11 protein-coding genes and 2 pseudogenes are annotated in these 14998 nt (G+C 70.2%); 6 read left to right on the forward strand and 7 right to left on the reverse strand.

Features of this window, described 5'->3' with window-relative positions:
* Positions 1-41: 41 nt before the first annotated feature.
* Positions 42-656, reverse strand: a pseudogene (locus ACIBFB_RS05825) (AMP-binding protein); the annotation flags it as partial.
* A 90-nt stretch (positions 657-746) separates the two neighbouring features.
* Here ACIBFB_RS05825 and ACIBFB_RS05830 point away from each other — a divergent pair.
* Entirely contained in the window at positions 747-2330 is a 1584-nt protein-coding gene (locus ACIBFB_RS05830; protein ID WP_397227506.1) for a recombinase family protein, read from the forward strand.
* Between the two features lie 280 nt (positions 2331-2610).
* On the opposite strand, the pseudogene ACIBFB_RS05835 reads toward ACIBFB_RS05830, so the two are convergent.
* From ACIBFB_RS05835 to ACIBFB_RS05850, 4 genes and pseudogenes are all read right to left on the reverse strand, one after another.
* Positions 2611-3150 (reverse strand): annotated as a pseudogene (locus ACIBFB_RS05835) (AMP-binding protein); the annotation flags it as partial.
* 91 nt (positions 3151-3241) lie between these two features.
* The gene (locus ACIBFB_RS05840; protein ID WP_397226693.1) at positions 3242-4018 is read right to left on the reverse strand and encodes a MerR family transcriptional regulator; all 777 of its coding nucleotides are present in this window, start codon (positions 4016-4018) and stop codon (positions 3242-3244) included.
* A 65-nt stretch (positions 4019-4083) separates the two neighbouring features.
* Positions 4084-4575 carry a VOC family protein gene (locus tag ACIBFB_RS05845; RefSeq protein WP_397226695.1) on the reverse strand — a complete coding sequence of 164 codons (492 nt, stop codon included), beginning with the start codon at positions 4573-4575 and terminating at the stop codon, positions 4084-4086.
* A gap of 41 nt (positions 4576-4616) precedes the next feature.
* Positions 4617-5372: an SDR family NAD(P)-dependent oxidoreductase gene (locus tag ACIBFB_RS05850; RefSeq protein ID WP_397226697.1), complete on the reverse strand. Its 756-nt coding sequence runs from the start codon at positions 5370-5372 to the stop codon at positions 4617-4619.
* 183 nt (positions 5373-5555) lie between these two features.
* Between ACIBFB_RS05850 and ACIBFB_RS05855 the strand changes: the two genes are divergently transcribed.
* The 5 genes from ACIBFB_RS05855 to ACIBFB_RS05875 all read left to right on the forward strand — a co-directional run bounded on the left by ACIBFB_RS05855 (position 5556) and on the right by ACIBFB_RS05875 (position 12423).
* Positions 5556-6407, forward strand: coding sequence for an MBL fold metallo-hydrolase (locus ACIBFB_RS05855; protein WP_397226699.1), 852 nt, complete (start codon positions 5556-5558; stop codon positions 6405-6407).
* 310 nt (positions 6408-6717) lie between these two features.
* Positions 6718-8211: an MFS transporter gene (locus ACIBFB_RS05860; RefSeq protein WP_397226701.1), complete on the forward strand. Its 1494-nt coding sequence runs from the start codon at positions 6718-6720 to the stop codon at positions 8209-8211.
* Entirely contained in the window at positions 8208-10697 is a 2490-nt protein-coding gene (locus ACIBFB_RS05865; protein WP_397226703.1) for a PEP/pyruvate-binding domain-containing protein, read from the forward strand. Before ACIBFB_RS05860 ends, ACIBFB_RS05865 begins: the two co-directional genes overlap by 4 nt.
* Before the next feature lie 10 nt (positions 10698-10707).
* Positions 10708-11322 carry a TetR/AcrR family transcriptional regulator gene (locus ACIBFB_RS05870; protein WP_397226705.1) on the forward strand — a complete coding sequence of 205 codons (615 nt, stop codon included), beginning with the start codon at positions 10708-10710 and terminating at the stop codon, positions 11320-11322.
* 72 nt (positions 11323-11394) lie between these two features.
* A complete protein-coding gene (locus tag ACIBFB_RS05875) occupies positions 11395-12423 on the forward strand; it encodes an NAD(P)H-dependent flavin oxidoreductase (protein ID WP_397226706.1) in 1029 nt (342 codons plus the stop codon).
* Between the two features lie 147 nt (positions 12424-12570).
* On the opposite strand, the gene ACIBFB_RS05880 is transcribed toward ACIBFB_RS05875, so the two are convergent.
* On the reverse strand, positions 12571-13581 hold the full coding sequence (locus ACIBFB_RS05880; protein WP_397226708.1) for a DUF4928 family protein: 1011 nt from the start codon (positions 13579-13581) through the stop codon (positions 12571-12573).
* Positions 13582-13674: 93 nt separating this feature from the next.
* Positions 13675-14880 (reverse strand): DNA cytosine methyltransferase, encoded by a 1206-nt coding sequence (locus ACIBFB_RS05885; protein WP_397226710.1) that lies wholly within the window; start codon positions 14878-14880, stop codon positions 13675-13677.
* Positions 14881-14998 lie beyond the last annotated feature (118 nt).

Raw genomic sequence — 14998 nt, forward strand, 5'->3', positions numbered from 1 at the left:
GGCCCCGACCCGGGGGTTCCGGACGGCGTCGGGGGCCGCGCTCAGCCCAGCAGCCGGAGCGCCTGCTCGCGCATCTCGACCTTGCGGACCTTGCCGGTGACGGTCATCGGGAACTCCTCGACGACGTGGACGTAGCGCGGGATCTTGAAGTGCGCGATCCTGCCCTCGCAGAAGGCGCGCAGACCGTCGACGCCGATGGGGTCGGCACCGTCGCGCATGTGCACCCACGCCATGAGCTCTTCGCCGTACCTCTCGTCCGGCACCCCGATGACCTGCGCGTCCAGGATGTCGGGGTGGGTGTGCAGGAGCTCCTCGACCTCGCGCGGGTAGACGTTCTCACCGCCGCGGATCACCATGTCCTTGATCCGGCCGGTGATGCCGACGTAGCCCGCGTCGTCCATGACCGCGAGGTCGCCGGTGTGCATCCAGCGGCCCGCGTCGATCGCCTCGGCCGTCCGGTCCGGCATGTCCCAGTAGCCGAGCATGACCGAGTAGCCGCGGGTGCACAGCTCGCCGGGGGTCCCGCGCGGCACGGTGGTCCCGGTGTCCGGATCGACCACCTTGACCTCCAGGTGCGGCCCGACCCGCCCGACGGTCGAGACCCGCAGCTCCACCGAGTCTTCCCGGCGGGTCTGGGTGGAGACCGGCGATGTCTCCCTCGTGAGATTCTCACCTAGATCCTCCAAGGTTCCCCAGACCCCCGGGGAGCCTCTGAGTCCCGATCTAGTGAGGCTGGATACATGTCGATGCTGCAAGCGACATTCACGCTTCCCCCCGGATATGACGCGGTCACGTATTCGCGTATCTCCGCAGACGACACACACCAGGGACTTGGTACCTCACACCAGGACCGAACCAACGAAGCGAACGCTTCTCGGATCCTTCCCGGAGTTCCCCTGGTGAAGTTCCAGGATGACGAGATCTCCGCGTTCAACGTCACCAAGAAGCGACGCGACGCTTACCAAGACATGCTGCGTCACCTCAGGAAGGGGAGGACTGCCGCTGTCTTCTCCCGTGCTCCCGACAGGTTGCACAGGAACACCGAAGAACTCGAAGAGTTCATTCGTATCGGCACGCGGTTCGGAATCAACGTCTTCACGGAGACACACGGACGCTTCGACCTGTCCACCCCCGAAGGTGTCATTGCTATCAAGCGGGAAACGGTGAACGCCGAGGGCGAGTCGCTGGTCAAGTCTCACCGCATGAAGTCCGCGCGGAAGCGAGCCGCTGAGAACGGGACGATCCACGGTGGTACCCGTTCGTTCGGGTGGGGTGCGGAGACCGGTGAGACCCGACGCAAATGGTCCAAGAAAAACTCCGGTGAATACGAGATCGCTCCGAAGCTGGACTTCGACCGACACAACCCGGGGGAAGCGGAGACTATCCGCTACTGGGCTGATCAGATTCTCAAGAACAATGCGTCTCTGCACTCGCTGGAGAAGTGGTCGCGCGAGAACGGTGTAAAGACCGTGTTCGGGAACGACTTCGACAGCGGCCGTATCAAGAACGTGCTGATCTCTCCCCGGGCCTCCGGTCACACGGTGTTGAACGGGGAGATCGTGTCCCACGGTGCCTTGGAGCCGATTATCTCGGAAGCTGACCGGACAATGCTGGTCGCTAAACTCACGTCTCCGAATCGTCCGGGTTGGTCGGGGGGTGTCGAAGCCAAGAACCTCGCTTCGGGGATCGTTTGGTGTGGCAAGTGCGGCACCTCGAAGGTGACTATCGGTTCGGGGAACTCGAAGCCCGGAGGGGCGACCTACGTCTACTACCGGTGTGATGTGTTCAAGCACATGTCCGCGAACAAAGACATCAACGACGAAGTGTTGTTGGAACTGATCGACGAGCGGCTAGCGGTCCTTGACCGGTACACCACCAAACACGGTGGTGACGACGAAGCCGAGACGAAGCGGGATCGGCTGTCCGCTGAGCTTAGTGAGTTGGAAGCTGAGCACATGGAGACTGAGCGACTCGCGGAAGCGGGTGACATCACGCCTGGATTGGCCGCTAAGTTCTCGAAGAGGTACACCACGCGCAAGTCCGAAATTGAAGCTGAGCTTTCAGCTTTGACTACGATGGGCGGGATCCGATTCGAGGGGATCGACTCCGCTCACTCCATGAGCCTGGACCAGCAAAGGGTGTTGCTGAGGACCTTGTTCCAGAGGGTGACGTTCCTTCCCTCGAAGAACGGTGGTCGCATGCGGAAGGTTGATCAGCTTGAGCTTGAGCGGACGCGTGTCGAGCGAATCGAACGTCTCGCGCGCGAGGGTGGGGAAGACGAGTTGTTGCGGCTGAGGGTGGACGTAGACACGTCGAAGAACGTGCTGTGACTGACTGAACCCCGGGTTAGAACACCCGGGGTTCTCTCATGCGAGCCGATGTCACTCTTCGCGCATGAGAAGGAACTCTGTGCACACCCCTTGCTCTCACACTCTCTTCTGGTAAGTATCAAGGTCAACGAGTTTTGAGGGTTCTCCCCGTGAGAGGAGTGAGAGCCCAGAACCTCATCCCACATGGAGAAAAGAACTTTTCTGGGGTTGCGATTATTTTTCTGCTCATAGGCGGCGCGCTGCCTGGGACTCATCTCTCTCACGCGTCGGACTCTCACAACTCGATCTCCGCCAGCCGCGCCGGGTCCCCCTCCTCGCCCGCCGCGAGCAGGCCGGCCCACGCGGGGCCGTCGAACAGGACCACCTCGAGCAGGTCGGGGCAGCGGCCGCGGACCTCCTCGATCATCGCCGCGTAGTCGGAGGTCCTGAACGAGGGCGCGGACACCAGGACCGAGATGCCCGCCTGGTTGAGCACGTACTCCAGCTCGTGGGTCCGGTAGGCCGGGTTGACGTTCACCATGATCGCGCCGAGGCGGGCGGTCGCGTACTGCGTGTAGACCCACTCGGCGCGGTTGGGCGACCACACGCCGACCCGGTCGCCCTTGGCGACGCCGAGGGCGAGCAGGCCGAGCGCGACGCGGTCGACCACGGCGTCGAACTCGCGGTAGGTGAGGCGGACGCCGCCCGCGCGGTCGACGAGGGCGTCGCGGTCGGGATGGGCGGCGGCCGTGCGGGCGAGGCCGGCGCCGATGGTGTCGCCGAGGAGCGGGGTGTCGGAGGTGCCTGAGGAGTAGCTGCTCAGAAGGGCGGGAGGACGCAATCCGGGCTCCTTGCCGTGCCGGGACACGGGCGGGGATCCGGGGGGTGCGCGGGTGCGCGCGGGGCGGCCCGTGTCGGACGGTTCACACGTATCACGCGCGGTCCGCGGCTGTGAAGGCGTCGCGGGCGTGCGCGTGGAGCGCGTCGCGGACGAACGCGGCGCCCTCCGGTCCCCCGTAGGTCTCGGCGAAGCTCGGGTCCTCGGCGTACATGTCGCCCAGACAGCGCAGGAGGTCGACCGAACGCTCGCGGTCCCCGTCGGCCGCCGGGGTTCCCGGGATCCGGCCGAGCCACTCCGCGTGCCGGGCGACCAGCCGCCGCGCGCGGTCCGAGGCCGGGTCCACGCCGTCCCGCCAGGCCGCCGTCCACGCGGCGACGAGCGCGTCCGTCTCCAGCTTCCACTCGATCCGCTGCCTCGTGGACTTCCCGTGCCACCAGGCGTTGCTCTTCCGGAAGGCCTCCTCGCCCCACCGGGCGACGACCTCCTCCTCGTACGGGTCGTTGAACCCCTCCGACATCATCCGCATCGAGGGGTCCCGTCCCGACCGGCGCGCGTCCAGCGTGTGCCGGACCGCCTCCATCCGCCGGTCGAGGCGGTCGCGCTCGTCCTCCAGGAGCGCGATGTGCTCGGCCAGGGCCGCCTCCTCGCCCTCCTCCCGGTCCAGGACGTCCGCGATCACGGACAGGTTCAGCCCGAGATCGCGCAGGAGGAGGACGCGCTGGAGGCGGGCCAGCGCGGCCCCGTCGTAGTACCGGTAGCCGTTGTCCCCCACGCGGGAGGGCGGCAGGAGTCCGATTGCGTCGTAGTGGCGCAAGGTCCTGCTGGTGACGCCCGCGTGCACGGCGACCTGGTGGATGGTCCATTCCATGGAGGCCAGGGTAGAGCGGGAGGCGGGGCCGACGGCGCGGGCGGGGCCGAGGGGCCCGGGTGGCGCTATTCCCCCCCGGTGACGAAGTCCCCCTCGAAGGTCCTCGCCCATGCCTCGGCCTGCTCCCTCTCCCCGTCGCGCCGCGCGGTGAGGACCACCCGGTTGCCGTCGGGGTCGTCGACGGTCACGTCGGAGGTGAACCAGGCGGTGTCCGCGGGACCCTCGATCCGCGCGCCCTCGGGCGCGGCGGCGCGGAGCTTGTCCGCCCGTGCGGCGAGGTCCTCCCCCGCGGCCTGGAACGTGACGGTCGTGCTGCCGCGCTCCGGCTCTCCGGGGACGAGCAGGATGTCCTGGTACCGCGTGCGCCGCAGGTGTACGAGTACGGGGGTCCCGTCCGGGCCCGGGATGGTGGCCAGGGAGATGAAGCCGACGGCGTGGTAGAAGGCCTCGGCCGCCGCGAGGTCCGTCACCTGGAAGGTGGCGAACATCGGCATGGGGTAGATGGTGCGGTCGATCTCGGGAGTGGCGCCGGTACCGGCGACGGTGTTCTCGCTCATGCCCCCGACGCTAGGAGTTGACGTAGCGTCAGGGTCAAGCGCTATTCCTCAATCCGGTGGACGCGGTGCTGGGCGGCCTGGGCGCGCGGGCGCACGACCAGCAGGTCGACGTTGACGTGCGGGGGCCGGGTGACCGCCCAGACGATGGTGTCCGCGACGTCCTCCGCGGACAGCGGGTCGGGCACCCCCGCGTAGACGGCCTCGGCCGCGTCGGCGTTCCCGCGCAGGCGGTTGAGGGTGAACTCCTCGGTCTTGACCATGCCCGGGGCGACCTCCAGGACGCGCACCGGCTGGCCGACGAGTTCGAGCCTCAGGGTGGCCGCGAGCGTGTGCGCGCCGTGCTTGGCGGCCACGTAGCCGCCCCCGCCCTCGTAGACGACGTGCCCGGCGACGGAGGAGACCACCAGGACGGTGCCGTCGCCGCCGGCCACGAGCTTGGGCAGCAGGGCCTGGGTCATGTTGAGCACGCCCAGGACGTTCACCTCGTACATGGCGCGCCAGTCGGCGGGGTCGGCGGTGGCGACGCTCTCGGTCCCGATCGCGCCGCCCGCGTTGTTGACCAGGACCGCGCAGGCGGGCAGGGCCTCGGCGAAGGCGTCGACGGCGGCGCGGTCGGTGACGTCCAGGACCTGGGCGCGGGCGCTGTGCCCGGCCTCGGCCAGCTCCTCGGCGAGGGCTTCGATCCGTTCGGCGCGGCGGGCGACGAGGACCACGTCGTAGCCCTCGGCCGCGAGCCCGCGCGCGGTGGCCGCGCCGATCCCGCTGCTGGCTCCGGTGACGACGGCGGTCGCTGGCATGGTGGGCTCCTCCTGGTCAGACGCTTCTCGGGCCGAGCGTACCGGTGGGGGGTCGGCGGCGCGGGAGCCGCCCCGGTCGGAGGGGTGTTCCGGGAAGGGGTGGGGCGGACAGTAGAAATATGTAGACCAGTCGGTCTATTCTTGGCCCGCCGCCCATCCGGCCACACCTGGAAGGAATCTCGCATGACCCTCCACCACCTCAACTGCGGATCCATGCGCGAGCTCGGCTCGCCCGCGCCGCCGTTCGGCCCGCTGGAGCCGCTGCCGGCCGTCAACCACTGCCTGCTGGTCGAGACCGGCGACGGGCTGGTGCTCGTCGACACCGGGTTCGGCGTGAACGACGTCCTGCGGGAGGGGCGGACACTGGGTTCGGACTTCGTCGCGTTGGCCGCGCCCCGCCTGGCCCCGGAGGAGACCGCCGTCCGCCAGGTCGAGCGGTTGGGGTTCGCCGCCGAGGACGTGCGGCACATCGTCCTGACCCACCTGGACGTGGACCACGCCGGGGGCCTCGCGGACTTCCCGCACGCCCGGGTGCACGTCCACGCGGAGGAGCTGGCGGCGGCCTCCGGAGGTGACCCCCTGCCGCCGGGCACCGAGCGGTACCGCGCCGCCCACTGGGAGCACGGGCCGCGGTGGTCCGCCTACCCGGCCAGCCGCGCGGCGGGCGGGGAGCGGTGGTTCGGCTTCGACGCGGTCCGGGCACTCGACGGGGTGTCCGCCGACGTCCTGCTCGTTCCGCTGGGCGGCCACACGCGCGGGCACAGCGGTGTGGCCGTGCGGGACGGCGACCGGTGGGTGCTGCACGCCGGGGACGCCTACTACTTCCACGGGGAGATGGACGCGGCGTCCCCGACCGGGCACCCGGAGATGGACCTGGTCCAGGAGTCGGCGCAGGTGGACCGGGAGCTGCGGTTGGGCAACCAGGCCCGGCTGCGGGAGCTGGTGCGGCTGCACGGGGACGAGGTGACCGTGTTCTGCGCGCACGACCCGTGGGAGCTGCGGCGGTTCGCCGGTGGGACGACGACGGTCGCCTGAGGGGCCCTTCCCGGCGTGCGGTCGCCGCGGGGGCACGCGTGCCTCTCCGACCTCGCGGGCCCCGTCCGTGTCGGGCGGGGACGGGCTCGACCCGCCGTGCGGCCCCTCCATCCGGCCGGTCCCGTCCACCACGGCGCCGCTCCCCCACGGGCGGCGCCGTCGGCGTTCCCGCTCCGCGCCGCCGACGTTCGCGGTGTCCCACGTGGTTCACCGGGAATCCCCCTGAAAGAAACGTTGCGTTCCCTAACGGCGAGAGCTACTCTTCTTAGAGAACGAACCGTTTCCTATCGGTGGCGAGGGGGCGAGCACCGTGCCGCGTCGTCCGACCTCCGTGGCCCTGGCCCTGCCCGGGCTGCTGATGGCGATGCTGCTCGCGGCGCTCGACCAGACCGCCATGGCGCCCGCGCTCCCCGAGATCGCGGGCGACCTCGGCGGGCTGGACCAGATGCCCACCGTCGTCACCGCCTACCTGGTCGCCGCCACCGCCGTCATGCCGGTCTTCGGCCGCCTCGGCGACCGCTACGGGCGCGCCCCGCTCATCCTCGCGGCCGTCGTGCTGTTCTCCGTCGGGGCGCTGATCGCCGCGCTGTCCACCACCCTGGCCGTGTTCACCACGGCCCGGGTCGTGCAGGGACTGGGCGGAGGCGGGCTGATGATCGGAGCGCAGGCGATCGTCGGCGAGATCGTCAGCCCGCGCGAACGCGGCCACTACCTCGGCCTGTTCGGCGCGGTCTACGTCCTGGCTGCGGTCGGCGGGCCCCTGGTCGGCGGCCTGCTGGTCGACCACCTGTCCTGGCGCTGGATCTTCGCCGTCCACCCGCCGCTCGGCCTGGCCACCCTCGTCGTGCTCGGCCTGACCCTGCGTCTCCCCCGCCCCCGGGGACGCCCGCCGATCGACTACGCGGGCGCCGCCGCCCTGGCCGCCACCGTCGTCGGAACCGTCCTGCTCTGCGACGCGCTCGCCCGTCCCGGCGCCTACCCCGGCTGGGTGGTCCCCGCGCTGGGCCTCGGCACCGTGGCCGCGTTCGGCCTGTGGGCGGTCACCGCGCGCGTGGCCCGCGACCCCGTCCTGCCCCCGCGCCTGCTCCGCGACCGGGCGTTCGCCCTCCCCGTGGCGATCGGCTTCCTCGTGGGGTTCGGGCTCTTCGGCCTGCTCACCTACGTTCCGGCGTTCGCGCAGATCGCGCTGGGCACGAGCGCGACACAGGCGGGTCTGCTGGTCACGGCCCTCATGGCGGGGACCCTCGTCACCACCGTGGTGTCGGGGCGGCTCATCACCCGCACCGGCCGCTACCGCGGCTACCCGGTCGCGGGCACGGCGATCGCGACGGTCGGACTCGTCCTCATCGGCCTGCTCGGCCCGGACCTGAACACCCGGGGACTCGTGGGACTGTTGGTCTTCCTCGGGCTCGGGCTCGGTCTGGTGATGCAGGTGGTCATGCTCGCCGCGCAGAACGCCGTCGGCCGCTCCGACCTCGGCGCCGCCACCTCGGCCGTGCTCTTCCTGCGCCAGGTCGGCGCCAGCGCGGGCGTCGCGGTCGTGGGAGCGCTGGTCACCCGGTCGTTCGGCGAGCGCGTCCCGGCCGGGGTCGCCGACCCGCGCACCCTCACCCCCGAGGCCATCGCCGCCCTCCCGGAGCCGACGCGCGCGCTCGTGGAGAGCGCGTTCGGGGCCGCGGTGCCGTCGGCGCTGCTGGCCACGGCCCCGCTCCTGGGGCTGGCGTTCCTCCTCGCCCTCGCCCTTCCCCACCGCCCCCTGCGCACCACGGCGCACGCGGACACAGACAGGGAGACTCCCCGATGACCCACCCACGTTCCGTCGCACCCCTGGACGTCTTCGGCGCCGACGACCTCGCGGCCGTCGGCGGCAAGGGCGCCAACCTCGGAGAGCTCCTGCGGGCCGGACTCCCGGTGCCGCCCGGGTTCGTCGTCACCACCGACGCCTACGCGAAGGCCGCGGCGGACACCAGGCTCCTCGACCGGCTCACCGCCGAGTCGCCGGAACCCGCCGGGCTCCGCGCCGCCCTGGAGTCCGCGCCCGTCCCGGACGGCCTGCGCGCGGCGATCGTCCACGCCTACGCCGCCCTCGGCGCGGACGTCCCGGTCGCCGTCCGCTCCAGCGCCACCGCCGAGGACCTGCCCGGGGCGACGTTCGCCGGACAGCAGGACACCTACCTCAACGTGGTCGGCGCCGACGCGGTGGTCGACGCGGTCCGGCGGTGCTGGGCCTCCCTGTGGACCGACCGGGCGGTGGCCTACCGCGCGGAGAGGTCCGTGAGCGCCGCCGAGGTGCGCATCGCCGTGGTCGTGCAGCGGATGGTCGACTCCGACGTCGCCGGGGTGATGTTCACCGCCGACCCGGTGAGCGGGGCGCGCGACCGCGTCATCGTCGACGCGGGCGCCGGGCTCGGCGAGGCCGTGGTGTCCGGCCTGGTCACCCCCGACCACTACGTCCTCGACCACGGCGGCCGGCTCCTGGAGTGGCTGCCGGGCCGCGGCGAGGTGGTGATCCGGTCCGGGGCCGGGGGCGGGGTCGTGCGGGAGGACGGGACGGGGACCCGGGACGGCGCCGCCGAACGGCTGCTGACCGACGACCAGCTGTCGGTCCTGGTGGCGCACGCGCGCACGGTCGCCGGGCACTTCGGCCGCCCCCAGGACATCGAGTGGTGTCTGGCCGGCGGACGCGCGTACATCGTCCAGTCGCGCCCGATGACGGCGCTCCCTCCGTACACCGGTCCGCTCAACCGGCGCCAACGGCTGCTCGCGTCGGTCCTCACCGAGTACACGCCCGTGCGTCCGTACCCGATGGACGTGAGCACGTGGTTCGGGCACGGCCCGGCGCGCATGATGCAGGAGATCGTCGAGGAGTACGGGATCAAGGGCGGGTTCGAGGACTTCTACGCGGAGGAGGACGGGGTGGTCACGCGGCTCACCCCGCGGGCGCCGCGCCCCACCCCGCGCGCCCTGGGCACACCGTTCCGTCTGGCCCGCAAGGCGCGGACGATGGACGTCCGCACGTGGCGGGAGGATCCCCGGTTCGTCGACTTCCTGCGCCGCGCCGACGAACTCGACGCCCTCGATCCGGCCTCGTCGCCCTGGCCGGAGCTGGTGGCGGTGCCCGAACGGGTGCTCGCGCTGCTCGACCACTGCCGGGACCTGCGTCTGGACTACCTGCCGAGCACCGGGCTGTCGGTGGCGCGGCTGGTCGCTGCCACCGCGCTGCTCGGCCGGCGGTCCCTGCTCGGCGACCTGCTCGGGGGAGCCCGGACCCGGACCGAGGACGCCAACCAGGCGCTCCAGGACCTGGCGGACCGGGTCCGGGCCGTGCCGGAGCTGCGCGCGCTCGTCGAGTCCGCCGGCCCGGACGACGTCCTCACCGCGCTGCGCGACGGGCGGGGCCCGCTGCGGGAGTTCGCCGACGCCCTCGACGCCTTCCAGCGCGAGTTCGGCCGCCGCGAGACCACCAGTCCCCTGCTGGTCAGCCCGCCCACCCTCGCCGAGTCCCCGGAGAGCGTGATCGGACTGGTCCGGGTGCTGGTCGGTCGGGAGCGCGAGGACGACCCCGGGTCCCGGTCCGAACGCGCGCTGGGCGCGCTCCTCGACCACCCGCTGCTGCGCGGCGGGCGCGCGCGGTCGGCCGTGACCCGGTGGGTGCGCGCGGCGCAGAACGGGATGGCGTTCCGGGAGGACTCGCACTTCTACTTCACCGCCGGGCTCCCCGCGATGCGTCGGGCACTGCTGGAGATCGGCGCCCGACTCCGCGACGCGGGCGTCGTCGACGAGCCGTTCGACGTGTTCCACCTGCGGATCGAGGAGGTCCGGGAGATCACGGACGTGACCGCCATGCCCGCCGACCAGGCCGCGCGCCTGCGCTCCCTGGTCCGCGCGCGGGCCGCCAAGCGCGCCGAACTGACCGGGGTGCGGATGATCGACCCGGCGCGGGTGTTCCCCTCCAGGGACCGGGGCGACGCGCTGGTCTCCGGCACCCCGGCCAGCGCCGGAACCGCGACGGGACCCGTGCGGGTGATCCGCGGGCCCGCCGAGTTCCACCGGTTGGAGACCGGGGACGTGCTGGTGTGCCCCTACACCAACCCGTCGTGGACACCGCTGTTCCAACGGGCCTCCGCCGTGGTGGTCGACACGGGAGCGACGGCGTCGCACGCCGCGATCGTCGCCCGGGAGTACGGGATCCCGGCGGTCATGGGGTCGGGCACCGGCACGACCGCCCTCGTCGACGGCGACCGGGTCACCGTCGACGGGTCGACCGGCCGGGTCACGCGGGCTTCGTAGGATGCGGGACATGGCCGCCGATCCCGAGACCACCGACCACCGCAAGCGTCCGCGCCGCCGGGGCGAGGCGCTGGTGTCCGCCATCCTCGCGGCGGCCGTCGAGGAGCTGGAGGAGCGCGGCTACGCGGCGCTGACGATGGAGGGGGTCGCCGACCGCGCCCGTGCGAGCAAGGCGTCGCTGTACCGGCGGTGGCCGACCCGCGCCGAGCTGGTGATGGACGCCGTGTACTCGGTCGTCCCGGAGCCCGGGGAGCTGCCGGACACCGGCGCGCTGCGCGGAGACCTGCTGGCGGCGCTGCGGCGGATCGCGCGGACGCTGGCGGGGCCCGCGGGCAAGGGGTTGCGGGGGTTGATGACGGAGATCCTGCCCGATCCCGAACGCGCCGCGGAGCTGCGGGCGCACTCGCAGGGGATGGGCCGCCGGATGATGGCGGAGGTGACCCGGCGGGCGGTGGAGCGCGGGGAGATCGACCCGCGCGCGGTCACGCCGACGCGGCTGGACGTGGGTCAGGCGCTGCTGCGGAACCACTTCCTGTTCCACCACGAGCCGATCGGCGACGCGATGATCGAGGAGATCGTGGACACGGTGCTGCTGCCGCTGTTCGGGACGGTGCCCGACGCGTGATCCGCGGGTCGGTGGGCCACCGCCGGGAACCCGCCTGTTAGCGTCCGTTCCGTCCGACGCGAGGGGGAGCTCATGCGGTTGGCGGAACTGCTGCGGGAACGGTGGATCGTCCAGGCGCCGATGGCGGGCGGCGGGTCGACGCCCGAGCTGGTGGCGGCGGTGTCCGGGGCGGGAGGGCTCGGGTCGCTGGCCGCGGGGTACCTGTCGGTGGAGGCCCTGGCCGAGCGGATCGCGGCCGTCCGGGCGCTGGGGACGACCGTGTTCGGGGTCAACGTGTTCGTGCCCTCGGGGACGCCCGCCGCGCCGGAGACCCTGGCGGCCTACCGCGACGAGCTGGCCGCGGAGGCCGGGCGGCACGGCGGCGCCGTGGGCGAGCCGGTCGGCGACGACGACGCGTGGGCGGCCAAGGTCGACCTTCTCTTGGCCCACCCGGTTCCGGTGGTGAGCTTCACCTTCGGGTGCCCGCCCGCCGAGGTCCTGGGGCGGTTGCGGGCGGTGGGCTCGGCGACCGTGGTCACCGTGACCAGCGTGCCGGAGGCTCGGATCGCCGTGGAGCGCGGCGCGGACGGGGTGTGCGTCCAGGGTTCGGAGGCCGGAGGGCACCGCGCGGTGTTCGACCCGGCCGGAGGGGGTGGATCGCCGCTGTTCGCGCTGCTGCCCGAGGCGGTGGCCGCGGTCGACGTGCCGGTGATCGCGACGGGCGGGCTGATGCACGGCCGCGACGCCGCCCGCGCGATGGAGACGGGAGCGGCGGCCGTCCAGCTGGGGACGGCGTTCCTGCGCTGCCCGGAGAGCGGGGCGAACCCGGTGCACAAGGCCGCGCTGGCCGACCCGGCGTTCACGGAGACCGCGCTGACCAGGGCGTTCACGGGGCGGCCAGCGCGGGGGCTGGTCAACCGGTTCATGCGGGAGCACGCCGACGCGCCGACCGCCTACCCGGAGATCCACCACATGACCAAGCCGCTGCGCGCGGCGGCGGCCCGCGCGGGCGACCCGGGAGGGATGGCGCTGTGGGCGGGCGAGGGCTTCCGGTCCGCGACCGACGCCCCGGCGGCGGAGGTCGTGGAGCGGGTGCGCGAGGGGGCGGGGGTGGGGCGGTAGGCGACCGATCCTCGACCTCTACGGATCGAGAACGCGGCCGCACGACACGTCTGACGGGGAGAGGCTCGACCGGTATCCGTGTAGAAGGAACGGGTGAGAACCAGTTCGGCAAGGACCCGGTCAGGAAATCCGTACTGGAAAAGTGAATCAGAGGTTCTCGGGAAGCTGAATCTTCAGTGACGCATCGACTTCGCTACGCTCGATTCGAGCGTTGTACTCGTCGAGCAGCTCGCGGAGACAGTCACGTATGCCGTCACGCGAGAATCCCCCCACTTCCTCGATGTTGGTGCCGACGAAATCCTCAATTGATTGAATCGCCACACGGTCTGCGATATCGCAGTTGTCTGCGAGCTGGACGGCGGCAGCCACACGGTCCTCGGGGACGAGGACGCGGGGGCGATAGCCGTGGCGGAGATTGTCGGCACAGCGTTCAGCGAAGACCTTTTCAGTAGGAGACATCGTCACATGAATCGCAGTGTCGCCGATTTGATAATCACCGGCCCTCCCAGTTTGAACATCGGCCGTGGTGTAGCTCTCGGCATTGACGTTCTCCTGAGGAAACCGGATCTTGAGTTTCGCGCCGACGAGGTGCTGGGCGATGGCGCCTGCGGTGTTTCCTCCGCGAAGGCGACCAGCCGCGATGAGAGAGGCAACGGCGACGCGAACTGGGGCATCCGGGTCAATGTCGGCCTCGATCCGTCTTCGACCGAAGTAGTCCTCCCGGACCTTTTCGACAAACCATTTCTGGAGATGTGCGGCGACCGCACCACGTTCAGCTTCTCCGCACTCGCCCAACCCCGCCAGCACACCTCGATCATTGAAGAGTCGGGCCAGGGAATCAGCGTGGTTGAGGGTCGCTCGAGATGTGCGTCCACCCTCACTGGTGAACCTTCGATTTTCACCGTGTTGAGCCAGCAGTCTTTGAGCCTGCTTCCCACTGGCAGACTTCACCTGAGATTTGGTGGTGTAGTCATTCTTTTCAAGAGGAAAGTGCACTGCAAGGAACTCCGTCATGTACAGGCCGGCGCACATGACGTTGGAGTTGACATTACCGCTTGAGTCCCGCCGCTCTTCATACCAGTCACCGAGCGCCACAGAAAGCGTTTCTACAGCTTTCTCCATCGGCGTTCCAGAGATATCCAAATGACAGGTGACCATCAACGTCTCCAAATACAGGGAAATCGAATAATTGCATATTGAATGAGTCAAGCTCGACGCATGCGTGCAACGCAGACGCGTGAGTTGATTTTGTCAGGGGAAAATGGATTGCTGCTCCGCCCTCGGCTTGCAATCGAGGGAGCCGGCCAGCAAAGGATGGAGGTAGTGCTCGGCGAGCCAGGCAACGGCGTCGACGCAGACCGCGTCTCCGAAGCCCATGATCGCTCGATTGCGATTCGTGGGCAGTGTGTAATTTGGCGCGCCCATGAGCTTCGCGTATTCGTGGGCCGTCATCCATCGCACACGCAGAGGTTCGCCCTTCTGCATCCGTACAACGGCTTGCTTGGAGGAGCCTCCGCGGGCGGTGCGCAAGCAGCCTGCGATGTCATCGTCCCGAATCTCCCACGCGGGCACACCGTTCCGGGTCCGCCGGTAAGCTGTTCGGTAGGAATACTCAGGCTCGCCGCTAAGTCGTTCCACACGCTCCCTATTGACGCCTGAGAGCTGTTCCTTAAATTTTTCGACCCGCGCCTCGTCCCACCACTCGACATTCGGGTCACTGTCATTGACCAGACGCGTCCACCCACTCGTGAGCGGGGGAGGCGGGTCAGGGATCCGGCTACGGTGAGTTTCGAGGCCCTCAGCATCAAGAGCGGTATTGAGCCAGGATGGACGCAGCTCGGTGTCTCGACCTTCATCGGCGGGCGGTTTGGGCAGTCGGCTGGCGATCACGAATAGGCGAGGGCGGGACTGCGGAACGAAACGCCGGGCATCCAACGTGACGACGTCGACCCAGTAGCCAAGTTCGTTCAGACGCCCGATGGCGGACTTCATGTCATCGCCTTGGTGACTGGTGGCAAAGCCGTTAACGTTCTCCAGAGCGATCACGGCCGGCGCCGTGTCGTCACGCAGGTCCATGGTCTTCACAATGTTGATGAAGTCCCAGAACGTGCTGGAGTGCTGGCCGGCGAGCCCTGAGCGGCCGCCAGCCAGGGAGAGGTCGGTGCAGGGAAAAGATGCCCAGGCCAGATCGACTCTGCCCGGGGCATCGCCTGGGGGAGCCCCGGCGATCTCGCGGATGTCACGGAGGACATAGTGGTCCTCTGCGTCGGCGAAATGCCTCCTGTACATGTCGTGCTTCTGGTCGTCCAGGTCGTTAGCCCACGTGACCTTGAAGCCACTGCGCTCCAACCCCAGACGGGCGAGACCGATCCCGGCGAAGAACTCGGCGACCGTGAAGACGGTCTGGCCAGTCGTCGTGCTGGCGATGTCAGAGGCGGGTGCGAGTGTTGCTGTCACCCGATAGATGGTACGTGAGAGCACCGACGCACGTCCCGAGTCCCCAGGACAAGATGCCAGGGTCCGAATCTAAGATGTGAGGGACCGAGTGTTCTGTGGTGCGGACGAGACGGACCGA

It is taken from the genome of Nocardiopsis sp. NPDC050513 (assembly GCF_044457925.1).
Lineage (GTDB): Bacteria > Actinomycetota > Actinomycetes > Streptosporangiales > Streptosporangiaceae > Nocardiopsis.

Coding starts and splice junctions, on each gene's coding strand:
- ACIBFB_RS05830 (WP_397227506.1), top strand. CDS start 747: ATGCTGCAAGCGACATTCACGCTTCCCCCCGGATATGACGCGGTCACG.
- ACIBFB_RS05840 (WP_397226693.1), bottom strand. CDS start 4,018: ATGGAATGGACCATCCACCAGGTCGCCGTGCACGCGGGCGTCACCAGC.
- ACIBFB_RS05845 (WP_397226695.1), bottom strand. CDS start 4,575: ATGAGCGAGAACACCGTCGCCGGTACCGGCGCCACTCCCGAGATCGAC.
- ACIBFB_RS05850 (WP_397226697.1), bottom strand. CDS start 5,372: ATGCCAGCGACCGCCGTCGTCACCGGAGCCAGCAGCGGGATCGGCGCG.
- ACIBFB_RS05855 (WP_397226699.1), top strand. CDS start 5,556: ATGACCCTCCACCACCTCAACTGCGGATCCATGCGCGAGCTCGGCTCG.
- ACIBFB_RS05865 (WP_397226703.1), top strand. CDS start 8,208: ATGACCCACCCACGTTCCGTCGCACCCCTGGACGTCTTCGGCGCCGAC.
- ACIBFB_RS05870 (WP_397226705.1), top strand. CDS start 10,708: ATGGCCGCCGATCCCGAGACCACCGACCACCGCAAGCGTCCGCGCCGC.
- ACIBFB_RS05875 (WP_397226706.1), top strand. CDS start 11,395: ATGCGGTTGGCGGAACTGCTGCGGGAACGGTGGATCGTCCAGGCGCCG.
- ACIBFB_RS05880 (WP_397226708.1), bottom strand. CDS start 13,581: ATGGTCACCTGTCATTTGGATATCTCTGGAACGCCGATGGAGAAAGCT.